Raw genomic sequence first — 19,218 nt, 5'->3', positions numbered from 1 at the left:
AATCTGCTCACAGGCAATTGTGCACTTGCGATGCGCGTTGAGTTGCCAATGATGGTGCCTAAGTAGAGAGTATCCCCGAGGCTACTGTCCTTAGGACAGCTCAGAATACAGGAGATTTTGGATTGAATAGTCAGGCAGTCGCAATCGCGCCGTCAATCGGCAAGCAAGTTCGAGTCATGTGGATAGCGGGACTGGCGATACTCTTGTTCGTCGCGCAATCCATTGCCGCGCAGGCCCGGCCGGATAGTTTTTCGGACCTCGCAAAGAAAGTAAGCCCGGCAGTCGTCAACATCACGACGTCGACAGTTGTTGCAGGGCGTACCGGACCTCAGGGGATTGTCCCCAAAGGCTCTCCTTTTGAAGATTTCTTCCGTGAGTTCCAAGATCGCAACGGAGAAGGCGACGCGCCACGTCGGACCTCTGCCCTTGGGTCTGGCTTTGTGATTTCCGAAGACGGTTTTGTCGTGACCAACAACCACGTGATCGACAAGGCAGACGAGATCAAAGTTGAGTTCTTCTCGGGCGTCGAGCTTGATGCAACGGTCATCGGCACAGATCCCAAGACGGATATCGCGCTCCTCAAGGTCGAAAGCGATGAGCCGCTTCCGTTCGTGAATTTCGGCGATAGTGACGCGGCGCTTGTCGGGGACTGGGTTCTCGCCATGGGCAACCCGCTCGGACAGGGCTTTTCCATTTCGGCAGGTATTGTTTCAGCTCGGAACCGCGCCCTGTCCGGAAGCTATGATGATTACATTCAGACCGATGCTGCGATCAACCGGGGGAACTCTGGCGGGCCGCTCTTCAACATGGACGGGGATGTCGTGGGCGTGAACACTGCGATTCTTTCGCCCAATGGTGGCTCGATCGGGATTGGCTTTTCGATGGCGTCCAACGTCGTGACCCGTGTCGTCGATCAGTTGAAAGAGTTCGGTGAGACCCGCCGTGGCTGGCTTGGCGTGCGGATCCAGAACGTTAGCGAAGACATGGTCGAAGCCATCGAAGGCCTTGATGCCGCAGAAGGCGCTATGGTTACCGATGTTCCGGAAGGCCCGGCCTTGGAGGCGGGTATGCTTGCGGGTGACGTGATCCTGTCCTTCGACGGCAAAAAGGTCGAGGATGTGCGCGGCCTCGTCCGTCAGGTTGGGAATACCGATGTCGGCAAGGCTGTGCGCGTTGTGGTACTCCGCGACGGTGGCCAGAAGACCCTTAAGGTTACACTGGGACGCCGCGAAACCGCAGAGAACACCGGAGATGCGCCGGAAGCAGAAGATGCACCGGAAGCAATCGAGAAAGAGATCCTTGGCCTGACGGTCACGCCGCTGACCGATAGCATGCGCTCCGAGCTTGGTGCTGCGGATGGTACGACCGGCCTTGTGGTGACGGGTGTCGACGAAGCATCGACAGCATATGAGAAAGGGTTGCGTGCTGGGGATATCCTAACCGAGGCCAGCCAACAGAAGCTCACCTCAGTGTCCGATCTCGAAGATCGCATCGATGAGGCGCGCGAGGGCGGACGGAAATCGCTCCTGCTACTGGTGCGTCGCGCAGGAGAGCCACGCTTCGTCGCACTCAATATCGAAGAGTGATCGCGAAAGAGCGGTATGATTTGGAAAGGGCGCCTTTGGGCGCCCTTTTTCAGTCGTCGTCGCGGCGGACCGCCACGAGACCAAGCTGACGCGCCGCTTCGATCGACAGGATCGCACTATTGAGGTCCTGTTCTTTCTGATAGCGACGAATGGCGGCGCGGGTGCGCTTATCACGTCGTCCGGTGATCGCACCGTAATAATGGCCCCGCACTTTCAAAGCACGTTGCAGCGATGCTGTGAACTCTTCGGTCCAGACCGGATCGCAGGGTGTCTCGAACCACGTCTCACGCCGTTCTTGCACGATCCTTTGATGGGTCTCGCTCCGGTAGATTGCGGGACTGAGCACAGTGCCATCTGCGAGCACTTCAGGCGGCTGGACCATGATCTGTTCGGTGACGGTCTCGATGACTGCGGGGCTGACCTCGCGGCCCCAACATGTGCCCGGTGCTGCGCCTGGCGGGGCAAGGGCGCTATCGGCCTGAACGATTTCAGGCTCCCGCAGCGCCGCAAGGTCAGGTGTCAGGGCCGCGCCATCTTCGCAGGCGGCAAGCACCACCCCAGCAAGGGCAGCAAGAATTAAGGGTCGCGATTTCATGCTCGGGCCTCTGGAGGGTCTCTCCGGGTGTTTCCCCAAGTCTAACGTCTTTCGACCGGTTTCAAAAGTCTGCTTGTGGCCGTGTAACCTCTGGGTTTCGGCAGCTGGCGCTGGCAATACCGGGCGGGTAGGTGAAAACAAAGATGGAACACGCAAGATTGGTCGCCAGGAAACCGGTTCAATGTCGCAAAAGGGACTGGCACGTTCAGGACGGGCGCACTACCTAGGGCAAAACGCATGCAAGGAAAGTGAAGATGGCAAAGATCACATATGTCGAACACAACGGTACCGAGCACGTCGTGGATGTCGCCAATGGCCTGACGGTGATGGAAGGCGCGCGGGACAACAATATCCCGGGGATCGAAGCAGATTGCGGCGGCGCCTGTGCATGTTCGACGTGTCACGTCTACGTGGACGCGGCCTGGATCGAGAAGATCCCGGCCAAGGATGACATGGAAGAAGATATGCTCGATTTCGCCTATGAGCCGAACCCCGAGCTGTCGCGCCTGACCTGCCAGATCAAGGTCACCGACGATCTTGATGGTCTTGTGGTGCGGATGCCGGAACGTCAGATCTGATGTCGGCTCGCGGTCGTTGGCAGGGACCGTGGAGCGGGCTTGCCCGTTGCGTGGTCGCTGCGATGGGCCTCCAGTGCCTCGGAACGGTAGCGACGGCCGAGATCGCCTCGGCCCGCTATACCGACCCGACCGGGCGGTATGACCACGCGATCCTTGGCGACGCGATCGAGTATGGTGCGCTTGAGATGCGGCTACGCGATGGGCGAAAGCTCCGTGTAGTCCTTCCGGAAGCCCGTGTCTTTGAAGACCTCGCGCCCCGTCTTGCCGACGTTGACAACGACGGCGCGCCCGAAATCATCACCATTGAAACGAGCCTCACCAAGGGTGCGCGCCTCGCGATCTATGGCGAGACAGGGTTGATTGCCGCAACGCCTTTCATCGGGCGCACTCATCGTTGGCTCGCGCCGCTTGGAGCGGCGGATCTTGATGGGGATGGCAGGATCGAGCTGGCCTATGTCGACCGCCCCCACCTTGCGCGCACCTTGCGCGTTTGGCGTTTTGAGAACGGCAAGCTCGAGCATGTGGCAGACCTCGAGGGGTTGACCAATCACCGGATCGGGCAGGACTATATTTCGGGTGGTATTCGGATCTGTGGTGACGGCGCGGAGATCATCACGGCCAATGGAGATTGGAGCCGGATCATGGCGACGCGCCTTGAAGGCACCAACCTTGTCGCGCGGGATATCGGCCCCTTCAAAGGGCGCGGAAGCCTCGAAGCGGCGCTTGACTGTAACGATTAACCCGCAGCGGAGTTGATCACATGATCGCCGCCAATCGCTCCGAGGGATTGTAAGAGAGCAGCGGTATTGCTCGCCCCGAATTTCTTCAGAAGTTTGGCACGGTGCACTTCTACCGTGCGGTTCGACATCTCGAGTGTGCGCGCAATCTCCTTGCTCGTCATCCCTTCGCTCATGAGCGAAAGAACCTCACGCTCCCGGCGCGTCAGGTGATGATAGGGGCGGGTGTCGGAGAGGTCGGCAAAGCTCCACACGGCACGCATCAGAGGATCGTCTGGGGTAAAGGTATGCCCCCGCACACGACACCAGAACATCTCGCCGCCATTGCGCATCATGACCCGTTCATCCCAGTAGCTATTTCCTTCGCGCAAGGACTGTACCCCACGGTTGCGGATCGTGGCGAACTCGTCGAGCGAAGGGTACAGGATCGCGAAGGTCTGATCCTGAAGCTCTTCGCGGGGGTAGCCGAACATCTCGGCAAAGGTTTGATTGCAATCACGGATCACGCGGTTTTCCGTCACGACAATACCCACCGGAACGAAATGGAACGCGAGTTCCGTGAAGTCCCGGCTGCGATAGGCGTCGTCGATGGACAGCGTGTCGGTGATGGCTCTGACCCTTTGCTTGGTGGTTGGGCTGAACCTAATCCGCGTAGCGGAAACTGGCAAATGCTTTGGCGTGCGTCATGCCTAGCTCAGATAGTAATTCTCGGGCAGGAGCGAGGGTGGCGTCTCAAGGTCGAGATGCGGCGCGAGGCTGCGCTCGACCGTCCGGCAAAGCGCATCGAGCGGCAGGCCGTTTACCGTTTCGCCGAAGGGATGTGCGAGCTCTTCCGTCACCTCGGCGAGACCGAGCAACATATAGGCGACGATGGCCACGAAGAGCGGTGTTAGCCAGCCCGCGGAGTCGAGCATGGCGAGAGGGATCAAGAGCACGTAAAGATAGGTCGTGCGGAAGACGAGTAGCGAATAGACATATGGCAGCGGCGTGGTCGCGATGCGTTCGCAGCCCGCTTGTGCTGCTGCGATATTGCCGAGCCGCTCGGCTAGGGCGCGTCGACCGAACCCATCCGCTCCGGATGCGACGACCACCTCGTTCATTCGGTTGAGCGCAGAGCAGGGCGGATGTGCCGCGTCCGAGAAATCCTCTTCGATCCAGGCGTGCTCTTTCGTGTCATCGTCAATGCGACGAAGCTGGATGCGGTGCAGGTGAATGAAACTCAGTGCAAGGCGCAGGAGCTTTGTCCGATCGACATTCTCGGGGAGGAAAAGCTCGGCTTCTCTCCCGAGGCTGCGCATGTCGGAGATGAGTTGTCCCCAGAGGCGGCGCGCCTCCCACCAGCGATCGTAGGCGGCGTTGTTGCGAAAGCCGAGGATCAGCGACAGGGCGACACCGAAAACCGCAAAGGGCGCGGCGTTGGTATGGGGCAGCGCGTAGATATGGGTATCGACCAACACAACGAGGGTGGCCACGAGGGCAAAGCCGATGATGCGCGGCAGGATCACGGGAAGAACCGAGCCGCGCATGGCAAAGAAAAGTTGGGCTACGCCGGGTTTGTCTCTGAGGATCATGTCCGTCTTCCGCAATAGAAAAGAGGCCCCGAAGGGCCTCCTGAGAGATAGTCACGAATCGATGGTTGGATGCAAGCGTCCTCAGAGCGCGCGCCAGCCGATGTCACGGCGGTAGAACCCGCCGGGCCAGTCGATGGCTTCGACCATGGCATAGGCGCGGTCGCGGGCTTCCTGAAGCGAGGCGCCGCGCGCAGTCACGTTGAGGACGCGCCCGCCGGTGGCGGTCATTGCACCGTCCTTTTCGGTGGTCCCTGCGTGGAAGACCATGTTCATGCTATCTTCGGGGAGGGTGTCGAGGCCCTTGATCACGCTGCCTTTTTCATACGATCCCGGGTAGCCGTTGGCGGCCATGACAACAGTGATTGCGTGATCGTCGGCCCAGTTGACGCGCGCCTCGGCAAGGCGTTCTTCGGCAGCGGCTTGCAACAGGTCCAATGCCTGCGCACCGAGGCGCATCATCAAGACTTGGCATTCGGGATCACCGAAGCGGACGTTGTATTCCACAAGTCGGGGCTGGCCGTCCTTGATCATCAGGCCGGCATAGAGAACGCCCTGATAGGGCGTCCCGCGACGGGCCATTTCGTCGATGGTCGGCTGGATGATCTCGTCGAGCGCCTTTTGCGCGATTTCGTCCGAGAGCACGGGCGCGGGGGAATAGGCCCCCATGCCGCCGGTGTTGAGGCCGGTATCGCCCTCTCCGACGCGCTTGTGATCCTGCGCGGTGCCGATTGGCAGCGCCGACTTGCCGTCGCAGAGGATGAAGAAAGACGCCTCTTCGCCCTCCATGAATTCCTCGATCACGACCTCGGCGCCGGCCCCACCGAACGCACCGCCGAACATGTCGTCGATGGCGTCGAGCGCGGTCTGTTCGTCCATCGCGACGATCACGCCCTTGCCGGCGGCGAGACCGTCCGCCTTGACGACGATCGGAGCGCCTTGTTCGCGAATATAGGCCTTGGCTGCTTGCGGATCGTTAAAGTGACCGTACGCTGCGGTTGGCGCTTTGGCGGCGTCGCAGATTTCCTTGGTGAAACTCTTGGACGCTTCGAGCTCGGCAGCGGCCTCGGAAGGGCCAAAGACGAGGATGCCCGCCTCGCGCAGACGATCCGCGACGCCAGCAGCGAGAGGCGCTTCGGGGCCGATGATGACAAAGTCGATGGCGTTCTCGGAGACGAAATTCGCGACTGTTGCGCCGTCTTCGATATCAATCTTGGCACAATCCGCGATCAGGGCGATGCCGCCATTGCCGGGTGCGACGATGAGCTTGTCGCATTTCGGATTCTGCATCACGGCCCATGCCAGCGCATGTTCGCGACCACCGCTGCCGAGAATGAGAATGTTCATGGGGAATCCTTCCGCTTGGCCTTGCTTTGCAGGCGTTCTAAGCTGTGTCGGACCGTTCCACAAGCGAGGCCAGATGTCCGATCTCATCGATTCCCCGAACGAGGGCGAAAATGCCCCGGAATTTAGTGTTTCCGAGATTTCAGGCGCCCTGAAACGCACCATTGAGGGGGCGTTTGGCCGGGTGCGGGTGCGCGGCGAGGTTGGGCGCGTGATGCTGGCGCGGTCGGGGCATCTCTATTTCGACGTGAAGGATGACCGGTCTGTGCTCGCCGCGGTGAGCTGGAAAGGGCAGGTGTCGCGGCTTTCGATTATGCCCGAAGAAGGCATGGAGGTCATTGTCACAGGCAAGCTTACGACGTTCGGGTCGCAGTCGAAGTATCAGATCAATGTCGATGACGTGGCCGTGGCGGGCGAAGGCGCGCTTATGGCGATGCTCGAGAAGCGCAAGAAGCAGCTTGCGGCGGAAGGGTTGTTTGCGCCGGAGCGCAAGAAATCGCTGCCGTATCTGCCGGATGTCATTGGGGTTGTGACCTCGCCCTCGGGGGCGGTGATCCGCGATATCCTGCATCGCCTACGTGAGCGGTTTCCGAGGAAAGTCCTGATCTGGCCGGTGGCGGTTCAGGGCGAGCAATGCGCGCCGCAAGTGGCAGCGGCGATTGAAGGGTTCAACAGGCTCACGCCGGGCGGTGCGCTGCCGCGTCCGGACCTCATCATCGTGGCGCGGGGCGGCGGAAGTATCGAGGATTTATGGGGGTTTAACGAGGAAATCGTGGCGCGCGCGGCGGCGGCGTCGAAAATCCCGTTGATCTCGGCTGTGGGGCACGAGACGGATACCACGCTGATTGATTTCGTCTCGGACCGGCGCGCGCCGACACCGACCGCTGCGGCGGAGATTGCTGTGCCGGTGCGGCTTGAATTGCTGGGCTGGACCGAGGAGCAGGGGGGGCGGTTGAAGAGGGCGTTGTCGGACGGGGTTTCGACGCGAACTCAACGGCTTAAGGATTTGTCGCGGGCCTTGCCGAGCGTGGATGTCTTGTTGCAAACGCCGCGCCAGAGGCTCGACCGGTCGGGCGAGAACCTGCCGCGCGCCTTGCGCGACGGGGTGCAGCGACGACGCGTGATCCTCACGGAACATACAGGCAGCCTACGGGCGAGCACGCTGCGCGGGATGATCGAAGGCAAGCGCCAGGCGCTCGGGCGACGCACGGATCGCCTTAGCCCGGTGACGATCTCGCGGGAAGTCGTTCGAAAAAGAGAGAAAATTCAAGATCTTGCCCGCCGTATGCGTGAGGCGCAGCTACGTCGGGTCGGCATGCTTGGCGATCGGTTGAACGGGCTTGAGCGGATGCGTGAGACGCTTGGATATCATGCCACGCTTGAGCGGGGATATGCCGTGGTGCGGGGCGATGGGGCGCTTGTCACAGATACGAAAGCGGCCAAGAAAGCGCGGGAAATCGAGATTGAATTCGCCGATGGCAAGGTCACGTTGGGCGGCAAATCCAGTCCGAAAAAACCCGCGAAACCGCCCGAACAGGGCAGTCTTTTCTGACCAGGTTAACGCGAAAAATCCACGTCGGTATAACGTCGGTATTGTGTATGTATCGCGTCAGTGCAGGTTTCGCTGCAGCGCAAATCCGTTAACCTTTTCAGACGCCGACTTTGGGACCGAGACATAGCATTTCGCCGTTGCCTTCGACCTCATAGAGCACGGTCGGATCATCGCCGCTTGCGAAGCGGGCGGCGAGGCTGTCACCCTTCAGATAGAAAAGCCAGCATTGTGGCACCGGGTTGTCCTCGTAGACGAAACAGATCTGGTCCCCGCTCGGATACCAATTCCCCTCTTTGCATTCACCATCGAGGAAGGACCAGCGCACGCGGCGGTTCGAGAGGTATTCCTCGACGCCATAGCGTTCGCCACCGACGCCATAGTAGAGTGTCTTGCCCTTGGTATGGGCTTCAAACTCCGAGGCCGACATCGGCGTTTGTGCGAAGGCGGGCAGGGCGGCGAGAAGAAGGGCGAGGATCAGGCGTATCATAGTCGGAGCCTGCCAGAGGCGGCACGCGCAATCCAGTCTCAATGCCCCTGTGGCCCGAGTTTCGCGACCTTCGGATCCATGACTCGCCGCCACATGCGTGGCCAGAGGGCAAGTGCGCCCATAATCGGCAGGGAGCGCGGCAGGATCGGCATCGTCTCGCGGTCAAGTTCGAGCGAGGGATAGGTGCGCAAAGGGTGCATGTGGTGATCGGAGTGACGCGGGGCGTTGAGCATCAGGGCCGAGGAATAGAACTGCGGTGCGTTCCAGCTATGTTCGGGACCGACAGGTTCGAGGCGACCATCGGCACCACGCGCGCGGGTCAGGCCGTAATGCTGCACGTAGTCGGAGACGAGGAGCTGCATTTGCGCGTAGCCCGTGAGGAGGATCAGGGCGAGGATGCCGGAAAGTCCGAAGAACGCGCCGGAGAGCAGCACCATCAGGAGGCCGCCGCCGACATAGGAGAGATAGGGATGGGTCCAAAATGGGCGCGGCGTGCGGGCGCGGGCGCGCAACGCGTTCTCGGCGGCAAGGCCCTTGCGGAAGGAGCCGAGCCAAGCGCGCGGCCAAAAGCGATAGAAACTCTGGCCCGGTGCGGGGCTGTTGGGGTCCATCGGGCTTGCGACCCAGACGTGATGCACGCGCGGATGCGCCGAGGCGTGGTGGCCGAAGAGAAGCGAGATATAGACTGCGATGCCGAGCCAGCGGGGGCCACGGGCTTGTTTGTGGATCAACTCATGCGCGTTGGCGTTGCTGACTTGTCCGAAGAATAGGCCGAAGGCGACGAAGCAGAGCAGGCGTTCAAAAAGGCCTAGTCCTGAGTCGCCGCCGATGGCGTAGAGCGCGATCCAGATCAGGACGAGATGCGCCGCACCAAGGAAAAGCGCCAGTTCCTCGCCCACAGGAAATTCACCATCCGCGCCACGCCGGGCGGCGGCCCCCTGCACAAGGCGGTCCATCAGGTAGGTAAAGGCGGTGAGATATATGAGCGCGATCAGGCACCAGAACCCGCCCGAGAGCCCGGCAAGGGCGAGGAGCAGGACGGGGACGACAGTCGCGATGGAAAACCAGAGCATGGGCGGTCTCAACTAGATGGGTCGCGCGGAGGTATTTGCCCATAGAATCTGACCGGATACAATGCGCCTGCGGGACGCAGATTGCACGCGGGCGCGCATACGGCTTTGGACATGTCGTTTTTGGCGTCGCTCGAAAGCGGCGGAGCGCGATAGGGTGAGGCGAAATTTGGAGCGGGGGAACCGGGATGGCACTCGACGAGTCCAAGAAGGGCATCTGGAAATCTGGCAAGGGTAAGGGGCGGCACGTTCCCAAGGGGCGGCAGCTTGACGACGAGGCCCATGCAGAGGTGCTTGCGCTCCTCGGGGATCAACCCCGGCGGCGCGACCTTCTGATCGAGTTTCTGCATCTTGTTCAGGACGCCTATGGGCATCTTTCGGCGGCTCATATTCGGGCGCTCGCCGAGGAATTGCGCATCGGGCAAGCCGAAGTCTACGAGGTCGCCTCTTTCTATGCGCATTTCGATGTCGTGCGCGAAGGCGAAACCCCGCCGCCTGCGTTGACCATCCGGGTTTGCGATTCGCTTTCTTGTGAGTTGGCGGGCGCGCAGCAGTTGAAAGCGGCGCTTGAGGAGGGCATGGACCCGGCCGAGGTCCGCGTGGTGCGTGCGCCCTGTATGGGGCGGTGCGATACGGCGCCGGTTCTTGAGATCGGGCATAACCATATCGACCACGCGACCGTCGAGAAGGTTGAAGCGGCGATTGCGGCGGACGATACCCATACGCATCTGCCGGATTATGAAGACTACGACGCCTATGTTGGCTCGGGCGGCTATGAGACGCTGCGCGCGCTGCGCGAGGGCGGCGATTGGGAAGCGGTTCAGGACACGGTTCTTGAGGCGGGACTGCGCGGGCTTGGCGGGGCCGGGTTCCCGTCGGGCAAGAAATGGGGCTTCGTGCGGATGAACGAGGGCCCGCGGTATTTGGCGGTCAATGGCGACGAAGGCGAGCCGGGGACGTTCAAGGACCGCTATTACCTCGAGCGCGTGCCGCATGTGTTCCTTGAGGGGATGCTTATTGCGGCCTGGGCCGTGGAAGCGGAAACCGCGTTCATCTACATGCGCGACGAGTATCCGGCGGTTCTTGAGATTCTGCGGCGCGAGATTGCCGCGCTTGAGGCGGCGGGGATCGTGGAGCCGGGCTATATCGACCTGCGTCGCGGGGCCGGGGCGTATATCTGTGGCGAAGAAAGCGCGATGATCGAGTCGATCGAGGGCAAGCGCGGCGAGCCGCGTCACCGTCCGCCTTTCGTGGCACAGGTCGGCATTTTTGGGCAGCCAACGCTCGTCCACAATGTCGAGACGCTTTATTGGGTGTCGAAGATTTGCCGCGAGGGTCCGGAGGTTCTCAATTCAGTCGAGAAGAACGGGCGCAAGGGGCTTCGGTCTTATTCCGTTTCTGGCCGGGTGGCGGAGCCGGGGGTTTATCTTCTGCCCGCCGGGTCGACGATCATGGATATCATTGAGGCCGCGGGCGGCATGGCCGAGGGGCATGCGTTCAAAGCCTATCAGCCGGGCGGGCCGTCCTCGGGACTTCTGCCTGCCTCGATCAACGATGTGCCGCTTGATTTCGACACGCTGCAACCGCTTGGGAGCTTTATCGGCTCGGCGGCTGTCGTGGTGCTATCGGAGCAGGACAGCGCGAAGGAGGCGGCGCTCAACATGCTGCGCTTCTTCGAGGATGAAAGCTGTGGTCAATGTACGCCTTGCCGGGTGGGCTGTGAGAAGGCGGTGAAGCTCATGCAGGCGGACCGCTGGGATCAGGGGCTTTTGGAAGAGCTGAGTCAGGCGATGGTCGATGCGTCGATCTGTGGCCTTGGGCAGGCGGCGCCGAACCCGATCCGGCTTACCATGAAGCATTTTGCGGATGAGGTTTAGGGGGCTGTTGCAGCGAAAGGCAGGTTTGAGGCCCACTAGCCAATTCTCAGTAGCACTGAAAGTCTATGGCCCAAAGGTGTTTCTTAGTCTTGTGGCGAGCTATGTATACGGTTCCCGCATCCCCCCACCAACAATTCGCTTTTTCTTCGGAATCTAATTGAAGCGCATATTCGAACCCTTGCCCTTCCATCCGGTAGTCCCACCACGGTTCCGATTGAATACAGCTTGGCCAGCCCCCCAGTTTAGTGGCAAGCACGCCATCGATTCCCTCCTGGTCGTAGTAGTCACCGATTCCTAGCTGATCAAAGTCGATAGGCATTGTATCGTGTGTCGGATAATCTACTTGAACTTGATCGTTCCAACGTGCCTCAAATGCTTTGAATGGTGACTTGTGGCTTGGCACCTTCACCTGCTGTAATTCCGCCAAGCTGTCGTAGACCCTTATGAAAAATGGACTTTTAAGCACCTCTTCACTGGAATCTACGGTTGCAAAATCTGAAGACCAATAGTCTTCGGAAACGAACACCTGAAGCAGGGCAATGTCGGATAAGTTGTCCGGCACGAAAGGCGCATCAAGCAAGTTGAGTTGGCAGACAGGCCAAAGAGCCTCACCATGAAGCTCCGGCCAAATCTCGCCTTTTCTTGATGCGCGAACTTCCCCAAAACAGGAAGATGTCAATTCGCCACTTGGGCGAAAACCTCCCACACTGAGGGAAGAGCAGCGCCTCTCGATGAGTGATCGCCAGTCGGTTTCTGATTTCGCTTTTGGAATTCTATTGCGACCAAGACTGAATAGCTTCTTGAGGTTCATCTTTGCACTTTAACTTACCACGCGGTTTCAGCGTCACCGTGCCATGAGACGCTTTGGAATCAAAGACGGCTTTGTCCCGATAGTAGACCTTTGATGCCTATTGAGGCGGCCAGGAGCCTCGCGCGTCCTTGCCAGATGACATACGGCTGCGTAGCTGCTGCAATGCAGCAACAGAGGGGCATGGGACGGGAAAACCTTAACCTGTTTAGCGCGATTCTGTGCGAGACTGGGGCATGGGAGGAAACCTGATGCGCGAGGCCCGGAAGGGCCGGAGGTTTCCAAATGAACAGGACGGACACGGATATCACCTTTCATCGTCGCGCCCTTATGGCGCGGCTCGACCTTTTCCTTGTGGAGCAGGGGATGGGGTTCAATGTTGGGCTTGAGAAACGAAGGCGATTGCATGAGGCCTATGCGCTTGATGCGTTGAGCGATGCGCAACTGACGCTGATGGGGCTGAGCCGGGCGGATATTCCCGCTTTCGTCTTTGCCGATCTACTAGGCGCGGCATGAGGGCTATTGTGGGCGCTTGACAGTCTGTGCAGGAGAGGCCAACGCTTCGGCATGTTTGACCTGCGCCCTGTGGGATATGTGATTGGCCTTCTCGTGGCCATCCTCGGTCTGGCGATGTTGCTGCCGATGCTTGCCGATCTTGCGCAAGGCAATGGGCATTGGTGGGTGTTCCTTGAAAGCGCGATTCTGACCATCCTGACGGGCGGTCTCGTGGCCTTGTCGTGCCAGTCGGGCAAGGGGCGGGGGCTTTCGATTCAGCAGACCTTTCTTCTCACCACCGGGGTTTGGGTCGCACTGCCGATCTTTGGGTCATTGCCGTTCATGTTCGGGGCGACGGAAGCACGGTTCGTGGATGCTTTTTTCGAGGCCATGTCGGGCCTGACCACCACTGGATCGACAGTCTTTTCGGGGCTGGATGACCTGCCGCGGGGCGTTAACCTCTGGCGAGGTATGCTGCAATGGCTTGGCGGGATCGGGATCATTGTTGTTGCGATGGTGTTTCTGCCGGAATTGCGCGTGGGCGGCATGCAGATTTTTCGCTCGGAAGCCTTTGAGACCATGGGGAAGATCTTGCCACGGGCGACCGCGATCTCGGGGCAGATCTCGGTCATCTACGTGGGGCTGACCGTGGTGTGCATGGTGTCCTATATTCTAATGGGGATGCCGGCTTTTGACGCGCTTGTCCATTCGCTGACCACGATCTCAACCGGTGGGTTCTCTAGCCATGATGCCTCTTTCGGGACATATTCCGGAGGGATGGAATATGTCGCCTCGGTCTTCATGATCCTCGCTGCGATGCCGTTTGTGCGCTACGTGCAGCTTGTGAACGGGCATAGCACGCCGCTTTTCCGCGATAGCCAAGTGCGGGCCTTCCTGATGACGATCGCGGTTCTTGTGCTGATCTTTACCGTCGTCCTGACGTGGATTTTCCCGCACCACTGGGAAAAGTCGTTCCGCGAGGCATTGTTCAATATCACCTCGATCATTTCCGGCACTGGTTATGCCAGCGTCGATTACATGGGATGGGGCAGTTTTATCGTCACCATGTTCTTCTTCATCGGCCTCATCGGGGGCTGCGCGGGATCGACGGCGTGTTCGGTCAAGATCTTCCGCTACCAGCTTTTGTTTGCGTCGATCCAAGCGCAGATCAAGCGCATCCGCCATCCACGCGGCATCTTCACCGTGCGCTATGACGGCAAGAAGGTGACCGAGGACACGCTCAGCTCGGTCATGTCGTTCTTTGTGTTCTTTACGGTGACGCTCGGCCTATTGGCGGTGGCGCTTGGTATGACGGGGCTCGATTTCACCACATCGCTTTCGGGGGCGGCGACGGCGGTGGCGAACATCGGCCCCGGCCTTGGCGATATCATTGGACCGGCTGGTAACTTCGCCCCGTTGAATGATACGGCCAAATGGATACTCATTGTCGGGATGCTGATCGGGCGGCTAGAACTCTTGGCCGTGTTCGTAATCCTGACACCGCAATTCTGGAGGGGATAAGATGGTAACGCGACCGCTTGGGGCGCAAATCTCGCACATGCTCAAGGCGCGGGATGTGGATGTGATTTTCGGAATTCCGGGGGTGCATAATATCGAAATGTACCGCGGCATCGAAGAAGCGGGGATCACCCATATCCTGGCGCGGCATGAGCAGGGCGCGGGGTTCATGGCCGATGGCTATGCGCGGGCCAGCGGTAAACCGGGCGTGTGCTATATCATCACCGGACCGGGCCTATGCAACGCGATGACGCCACTTGGCCAAGCGTATAGCGACAGTGTGCCGGTGCTTGCGATTTCCTCTTGCCTCGATCGGACGGCGGGACGGCGCGGGCAGCTGCACCAGATGCTAGATCAGGAAGCAGCGGCCGCGACCGTCTGTGATTGGAGCCACGAGGCGGTGAGCGCAGAGGACGCCTATACGTTGATTGACCGGGCGCTTGGCGAATTCAACAGCGCGCGCAAGCGGCCCAAGCATATTCAGGTGCCGATTGCCCTTGCCGGGGCCGAAGCCAAGGGTTTCCCCGCGCGGGGCAAGCCGCTCGAGGTGGTCCAAGAGGCGAAGATCGGTCCGGCGCTGGGCGATCTGTTGGACGCGAAGAAGGTTCTGTTCGTTTTGGGCGGTGGCGCGGCGCATGTCGGACCGCTTGCCAGTGAAGTCATCGAGGCGATGGGGGCGGCGTCCTTCACGACCTACGCGGGGCGTGGGATCATTCCGGCGCATCAGAAACACCATTTCGGATCGTTCCTTGCCCGCCCGACAAGCGCGGATGTGGCGGCGGAGGCGGATTACGTCGTCGCCGTGGGGACCGAGCTCTCGGAGGTCGACCTCTGGCGCGATGCGCTTGGGCATGAGTGCCCGATGTTGCGGGTCGATATCGATCCTGAGGTGCTTGCCGGGGCGGAGAACGACCTTGCGCTCGACATGGATGCGGCGGCGTTCTTCACCGCGTTGAAGGCGGCGCTTGTGGATCATCATGGCGTGAGCGATTGGGACGATGCGGCGGTGCAGGCCCAAAAGCTGCGCTGGCGGGGGGAGGTTGATGCGGAACGCCCCGGTATCGTGCCGGTGGCAGAGGCGCTTCGGGAGGTGCTTCCGGAAGACACGATGATCTATTCCGACATGACGCAATTCGCTTATTCCTCCAAAGAGTTCTGGGATATGGCGCGGCCGGGACATTGGCACCATCCGAGCGGTTTCGGCACGCTTGGCTATGCGCTACCGGCAGCCATTGGTGGGGCAGTGGCGCGGCAAGGCTTGCCGACCGTCGCGATCGCGGGGGACTACGGGTTTCAATACACGGTGCAAGAGCTTGGCACGGCGGTTGAGCTTGGTCTGCCGCTGCCGATCCTGCTTTGGGACAATGGCAAATTGAAGGAAATCGAGGACGCCATGGTCGCGAGCCAGATCGCGCCCAAGGCCGTGGTCGCGCAGAACCCGGATTTCTGTCGCTTGGCCGAAGCCTATGGCGCGTTGAGCGCGGCGCCGAAGACGCTTGGAGCCTTGCAGGAGGCGGTCAAAGCGGCGCTCAAGGCAGATCGTCCGACGCTCATCCATATGACGGCGGATTTGGCGACCTAGACGCCGACGCATTGGAGAAAGAAAAAGGCCGGGGTCTGTGCCCCGGCCTTTCTTGTTTCGACAAAAGCTGTGCCTTAGTCCCAGCAGCCCACCAGCACTGTCATGCCGCTGGCCTTGCGGGTCATTTCCTCGGGCGTCATCGCGGCGCCGAGAGGGGCGGGGGTTGTGGTGATCTCGGCGGTATCCAGCGCGGATTTGAGCGCGGCGGAGGAGATGGCAAAGCTCACATCGCCGGGCAGTTGGCGCGCCCCGCTTGCCGAAGCGGGCAGCAGCATGCCGAGGACAGAACCGTCGGCGGCAAAGACCGGGCCGCCTGCGTCGCCGGGCAGGGGATCGAGCGCGAGACGCTTGATTTCCGGCTCGCCGGAAAGCCCCTTGATGTCGGCCAGTGTGCCAAACGTCATGGTCGGTGCGCCAAGCAGGCCTTCGTAGGAATAGCCGGACACGGCGACCTCGGTCTGGAGACGGGCATCGCCTTCAAGAAGGGTCGCATAGCCGCGCGGTGCAAGAGCGCTTGTCGGGCGCAGGATGGCGATGCCGCTGGCGTCGTCCGTCGCGACAAGCGTTGCTTCATAGTCGGTATCGAGCGTGATGCTACCACAGTTCTGTACGGCTTCGGTTGTGGTCAGGACAGTGCCCTCACCATCGACATAGAAGCCCGAGCGCGACAGGCGCGGACGGCGGATTTCAAGCCCAGCAACGAGGTCGATATTCTGTTCTGCGTTGCTGCCTGCGGCGGGATCGAGCACACCATCGAGACGTTTGAAAGAGGCGCGCATCTCATCGAGGATGCGCGTGCGGCGCTCTTCATCGTTGCGGGGCCAGACGAGGGTAAAGCCCTTAATGCGGCCATTTTCGAGGCTGGCCTCGGTCTGCGAGATGATCTCGGCATTCTGACCGATCAGCGAGAAGCTGCGGTCTCCGCGCGAACGGTCCCCGGTGCGGGGCACGATTTCGAGGGTCTGCATGATGTCATAGAGACCGAAGAGCGTATTCTGATCGCCTTCCTGAGAGATCAGCAACACCTTGGCCGGGATATCGCCAGTCGCGTCATAATGGACGAAGGGGTATTCTTCCTTGGCCCGTGCGACGACACCCAAAGGCAGGATCATCTCGATCCCGGCGGTTGTGTCGGCGATACCGCGCAGGCCCATGCCTTCAAGCACGGCGTAATACTGCTGGCGCAGAGCTTCGCGTTGCATTGTGGTTAGAACGCCGGTCGCGTCATACCCATTGTCGCGCTGCCATGCGGCCATGGAGCTACGGGTGCCGCGGCCAAAAGCGCCGTCGATGGCGGCGTTATAGTAGCCGGCCCATTGCAGATAGCTTTGCAGTTGTTTGCGTTCATCTGCGTTGAGGCGGGCTTCGCTTGCGCGGGCTTCGCGCGGGGTCTCGTCGATAACCTCGGGTTCCGGTGCGGGTTCGGGCGTCGGGGCCGGCGTGGTGTCAGAGGCCACGGTATCGGCGGCATCTTCGGCCGGCAGTGCGGGTTGCGGCGTGGCGCTTGTCGGCCAGATGCGCTGCCCAAAGGCGTCACGGGTCACGATGTAGGCATCGCGCGGGATCAGGCCTTGCGCGCGCAATTGGCGCAGTTGCTGTTGTGCTGCGGTGGCATCGAAGGGGCCGATGGCAACGGCATACCACCCGTTCCCGAGGGCGAAGCTGCTCACATCTGGCGTTGATTCAGCGTAGGACTGGGCGCGCTGGGTCGCCACGGTCAGACTCGGGTGGGCTTCGATCTGAAGCCACGAGTCTGTGTTGTTTGTTTGTGCGAGGACGGATTGAACCGTGATGAAGAGAAAAAGAAAAACCGATAGAAAAGTACGGATCATGTGGTTGGACGTCCCTGAAGGTCTTGATTCACGTGGTTAATAGCCATGTTTAACAGATGAAGCCATTCTTGCATCCTTATTTTAGGGTTTGGTGTGATTGACCCCGCTCCCGCGTCGGCATAGGTAAAACCCGCAATTTCCAAAGGGCAGGGCCATGGCGACATCGCAGGACAAACCGCGCAGCTTTCAGGAGATCATCTTGCGGCTACAGGCCTATTGGGCCGCGAAAGGCTGTGCGGTGATGCAGCCTTATGACATGGAAGTGGGTGCAGGGACGTTTCACCCCGCGACCACTCTGCGGTCGCTTGGGTCAAACCCGTGGGCGGCGGCCTATGTGCAGCCCTCGCGCCGCCCGACCGATGGGCGTTATGGCGAGAACCCGAACCGGTTGCAGCATTACTATCAGTATCAGGTGCTCATCAAACCGAGCCCGCCGGACCTTCAGGCGCTTTATCTCGGCAGTCTTGAGGCGATCGGGATCGACATGGACCTGCATGATATCCGCTTTGTCGAGGATGACTGGGAAAGCCCGACGCTTGGCGCGTGGGGCTTGGGCTGGGAAGTGTGGTGCGACGGGATGGAAGTCTCGCAGTTCACCTATTTCCAGCAGGTCGGCGGCCATGATTGTCACCCGGTCTCGGGCGAGCTGACCTATGGTCTTGAGCGTCTGGCGATGTATGTGCTTGGCATCGATCACGTGATGGACATGCCGTTCAACGACCCGGATGCGCCTATCGCGCTCAAATATGGCGATGTGTTCCGTCAGACCGAGCAGGAATACAGCCGTTGGAATTTCGACGTGGCCAATACAGATGTGCTCCTCAAACAGTTCGAAGAGGCCGAGGCAGAATGCGAGAAGATCCTCGCCGAGGATCATGTCGACCCCAAGACCGGCAAGCGAATCGTCATGGCACACCCGGCATATGACCAGTGCATCAAGGCAAGCCACCTGTTTAACCTGCTCGATGCGCGCGGTGTGATTTCTGTCACCGAGCGGCAGGCCTATATCGGGCGGGTGCGCGCGCTGGCCAAGCAGTGCGCCGATGCCTTCGTGCAGACCGAAGCCGGGGGATATGTGGCGTGAGCGGAAAAATCATCGCGGGGCTGATTGTCGTGATCTCTCTCATCGCCGGGGCGGCGATCTATTACCTTCAGGTCTATCACTTCTATGAGCCGGTCAAAGCGACGGGCACAGATGACGTGCAGCTTACGCTTATGGTCACTGGCGCGCCGGAGCCGATCCTCTACGAGGATTTCGAAGCCATCAACGCCGACTCGAGCCCGATCCGCTATCGCGCCTGTTTCACCACGCAGCAGTCGCTTGCCATGATGAGCGAGACCTATGAGCCCTATGATGGGGCCGAGCCGCTTGTCGCGCCGGGCTGGTTCAAATGTTTCGACGCCAAGGAGATCGGTCGCGCGCTTGAGAGCGGCGATGCCATCGCCTTTCTGGGCGAAGAGAATATCGAATACGGGATCGACCGTGTGATCGCGGTGTTGCCGGACGGGCGCGGATTTGCCTGGCAACAGATCAACCATTGCGGCGAAGTTGTCTTTGACGGCCAGCCCGCCCCGGCATAGGTCAGCCC

The 19,218-nt window shown here is 60.4% G+C and carries 18 protein-coding genes; 10 read left to right on the top strand and 8 right to left on the bottom strand.

The features are described 5' to 3' along the window. Positions 1-176 precede the first annotated feature (176 nt). Complete coding sequence (locus MK745_RS18630) at positions 177-1,586, top strand: Do family serine endopeptidase (RefSeq protein WP_243614718.1); 1,410 nt, start codon at positions 177-179, stop codon at positions 1,584-1,586. Positions 1,587-1,635: 49 nt separating this feature from the next. On the opposite strand, the gene MK745_RS18625 is transcribed toward MK745_RS18630, so the two are convergent. Beyond that, entirely contained in the window at positions 1,636-2,181 is a 546-nt protein-coding gene (locus MK745_RS18625; protein WP_243614708.1) for a peptidoglycan-binding domain-containing protein, read from the bottom strand. A gap of 254 nt (positions 2,182-2,435) precedes the next feature. Here MK745_RS18625 and MK745_RS18620 point away from each other — a divergent pair, with 254 nt between their 5' ends. Then, positions 2,436-2,759, top strand: coding sequence for a 2Fe-2S iron-sulfur cluster-binding protein (locus MK745_RS18620; protein ID WP_243614707.1), 324 nt, complete (start codon positions 2,436-2,438; stop codon positions 2,757-2,759). Further along, positions 2,759-3,499 (top strand): FG-GAP repeat domain-containing protein, encoded by a 741-nt coding sequence (locus MK745_RS18615; RefSeq protein ID WP_347813662.1) that lies wholly within the window; start codon positions 2,759-2,761, stop codon positions 3,497-3,499. The genes MK745_RS18620 and MK745_RS18615 overlap by 1 nt, the downstream gene beginning before the upstream one ends. On the opposite strand, the gene MK745_RS18610 is transcribed toward MK745_RS18615, so the two are convergent. The 3 genes from MK745_RS18610 to purD all read right to left on the bottom strand — a co-directional run bounded on the left by MK745_RS18610 (position 3,496) and on the right by purD (position 6,411). Next, positions 3,496-4,104, bottom strand: coding sequence for a LuxR C-terminal-related transcriptional regulator (locus MK745_RS18610; protein WP_243614716.1), 609 nt, complete (start codon positions 4,102-4,104; stop codon positions 3,496-3,498). The genes MK745_RS18615 and MK745_RS18610 overlap by 4 nt on opposite strands. Positions 4,105-4,185: 81 nt before the next feature. Beyond that, positions 4,186-5,067 carry a bestrophin family protein gene (locus tag MK745_RS18605; RefSeq protein ID WP_243614706.1) on the bottom strand — a complete coding sequence of 294 codons (882 nt, stop codon included), beginning with the start codon at positions 5,065-5,067 and terminating at the stop codon, positions 4,186-4,188. Between the two features lie 81 nt (positions 5,068-5,148). Then, positions 5,149-6,411 carry a phosphoribosylamine--glycine ligase gene (gene purD, locus MK745_RS18600; protein ID WP_243614705.1) on the bottom strand — a complete coding sequence of 421 codons (1,263 nt, stop codon included), beginning with the start codon at positions 6,409-6,411 and terminating at the stop codon, positions 5,149-5,151. A 73-nt stretch (positions 6,412-6,484) separates the two neighbouring features. On the opposite strand from purD, the gene xseA reads away from it, so the two are divergent. Next, complete coding sequence (xseA, locus tag MK745_RS18595; RefSeq protein ID WP_243614704.1) at positions 6,485-7,960, top strand: exodeoxyribonuclease VII large subunit; 1,476 nt, start codon at positions 6,485-6,487, stop codon at positions 7,958-7,960. A gap of 97 nt (positions 7,961-8,057) precedes the next feature. Here the strand turns inward: xseA and MK745_RS18590 are convergent, their stop codons facing one another. Both MK745_RS18590 and MK745_RS18585 read right to left on the bottom strand, forming a co-directional pair. Then, positions 8,058-8,447 carry a hypothetical protein gene (locus MK745_RS18590; RefSeq protein WP_243614703.1) on the bottom strand — a complete coding sequence of 130 codons (390 nt, stop codon included), beginning with the start codon at positions 8,445-8,447 and terminating at the stop codon, positions 8,058-8,060. A gap of 38 nt (positions 8,448-8,485) precedes the next feature. Then, a complete protein-coding gene (locus MK745_RS18585) occupies positions 8,486-9,520 on the bottom strand; it encodes an alkane 1-monooxygenase (RefSeq protein ID WP_243614702.1) in 1,035 nt (344 codons plus the stop codon). 185 nt (positions 9,521-9,705) lie between these two features. Here MK745_RS18585 and MK745_RS18580 point away from each other — a divergent pair, with 185 nt between their 5' ends. Further along, positions 9,706-11,394, top strand: a complete 1,689-nt coding sequence (locus tag MK745_RS18580) for an NAD(P)H-dependent oxidoreductase subunit E (RefSeq protein WP_243614701.1) — start codon at positions 9,706-9,708, stop codon at positions 11,392-11,394. Between the two features lie 46 nt (positions 11,395-11,440). Here the strand turns inward: MK745_RS18580 and MK745_RS18575 are convergent, their stop codons facing one another. Beyond that, positions 11,441-12,205 (bottom strand): DUF1963 domain-containing protein, encoded by a 765-nt coding sequence (locus tag MK745_RS18575; RefSeq protein WP_243614700.1) that lies wholly within the window; start codon positions 12,203-12,205, stop codon positions 11,441-11,443. 282 nt (positions 12,206-12,487) lie between these two features. Between MK745_RS18575 and MK745_RS18570 the strand changes: the two genes are divergently transcribed. Genes MK745_RS18570 through MK745_RS18560 form a run of 3 tightly spaced genes read left to right on the top strand, consistent with a single transcriptional unit; the run spans position 12,488 to position 15,797 of the window. Further along, the gene (locus tag MK745_RS18570; protein WP_243614699.1) at positions 12,488-12,718 is read left to right on the top strand and encodes a hypothetical protein; all 231 of its coding nucleotides are present in this window, start codon (positions 12,488-12,490) and stop codon (positions 12,716-12,718) included. 51 nt (positions 12,719-12,769) lie between these two features. Next, a complete protein-coding gene (locus MK745_RS18565; protein ID WP_243614698.1) occupies positions 12,770-14,218 on the top strand; it encodes a TrkH family potassium uptake protein in 1,449 nt (482 codons plus the stop codon). A gap of 1 nt (position 14,219) precedes the next feature. Beyond that, on the top strand, positions 14,220-15,797 hold the full coding sequence (locus tag MK745_RS18560; protein WP_243614697.1) for a thiamine pyrophosphate-binding protein: 1,578 nt from the start codon (positions 14,220-14,222) through the stop codon (positions 15,795-15,797). A 74-nt stretch (positions 15,798-15,871) separates the two neighbouring features. Here MK745_RS18560 and MK745_RS18555 read toward each other — a convergent pair whose 3' ends face one another. Then, a complete protein-coding gene (locus MK745_RS18555) occupies positions 15,872-17,629 on the bottom strand; it encodes a serine protease (protein ID WP_243614696.1) in 1,758 nt (585 codons plus the stop codon). Between the two features lie 154 nt (positions 17,630-17,783). Here MK745_RS18555 and MK745_RS18550 point away from each other — a divergent pair, with 154 nt between their 5' ends. Both MK745_RS18550 and MK745_RS18545 read left to right on the top strand, forming a co-directional pair. Then, on the top strand, positions 17,784-18,713 hold the full coding sequence (locus tag MK745_RS18550; protein ID WP_243614695.1) for a glycine--tRNA ligase subunit alpha: 930 nt from the start codon (positions 17,784-17,786) through the stop codon (positions 18,711-18,713). Beyond that, positions 18,710-19,210 carry a DUF6446 family protein gene (locus MK745_RS18545; protein ID WP_243614694.1) on the top strand — a complete coding sequence of 167 codons (501 nt, stop codon included), beginning with the start codon at positions 18,710-18,712 and terminating at the stop codon, positions 19,208-19,210. The genes MK745_RS18550 and MK745_RS18545 overlap by 4 nt, the downstream gene beginning before the upstream one ends. Positions 19,211-19,218: the final 8 nt, after the last annotated feature.

It is taken from the genome of Shimia aestuarii, assembly GCF_022814865.1.
GTDB classification, from domain to species: Bacteria; Pseudomonadota; Alphaproteobacteria; order Rhodobacterales; family Rhodobacteraceae; genus Shimia; species Shimia aestuarii_A.
Note: the sequence above shows the minus strand (reverse complement) of the source record. Positions and strands in the feature narration are given on the sequence as shown.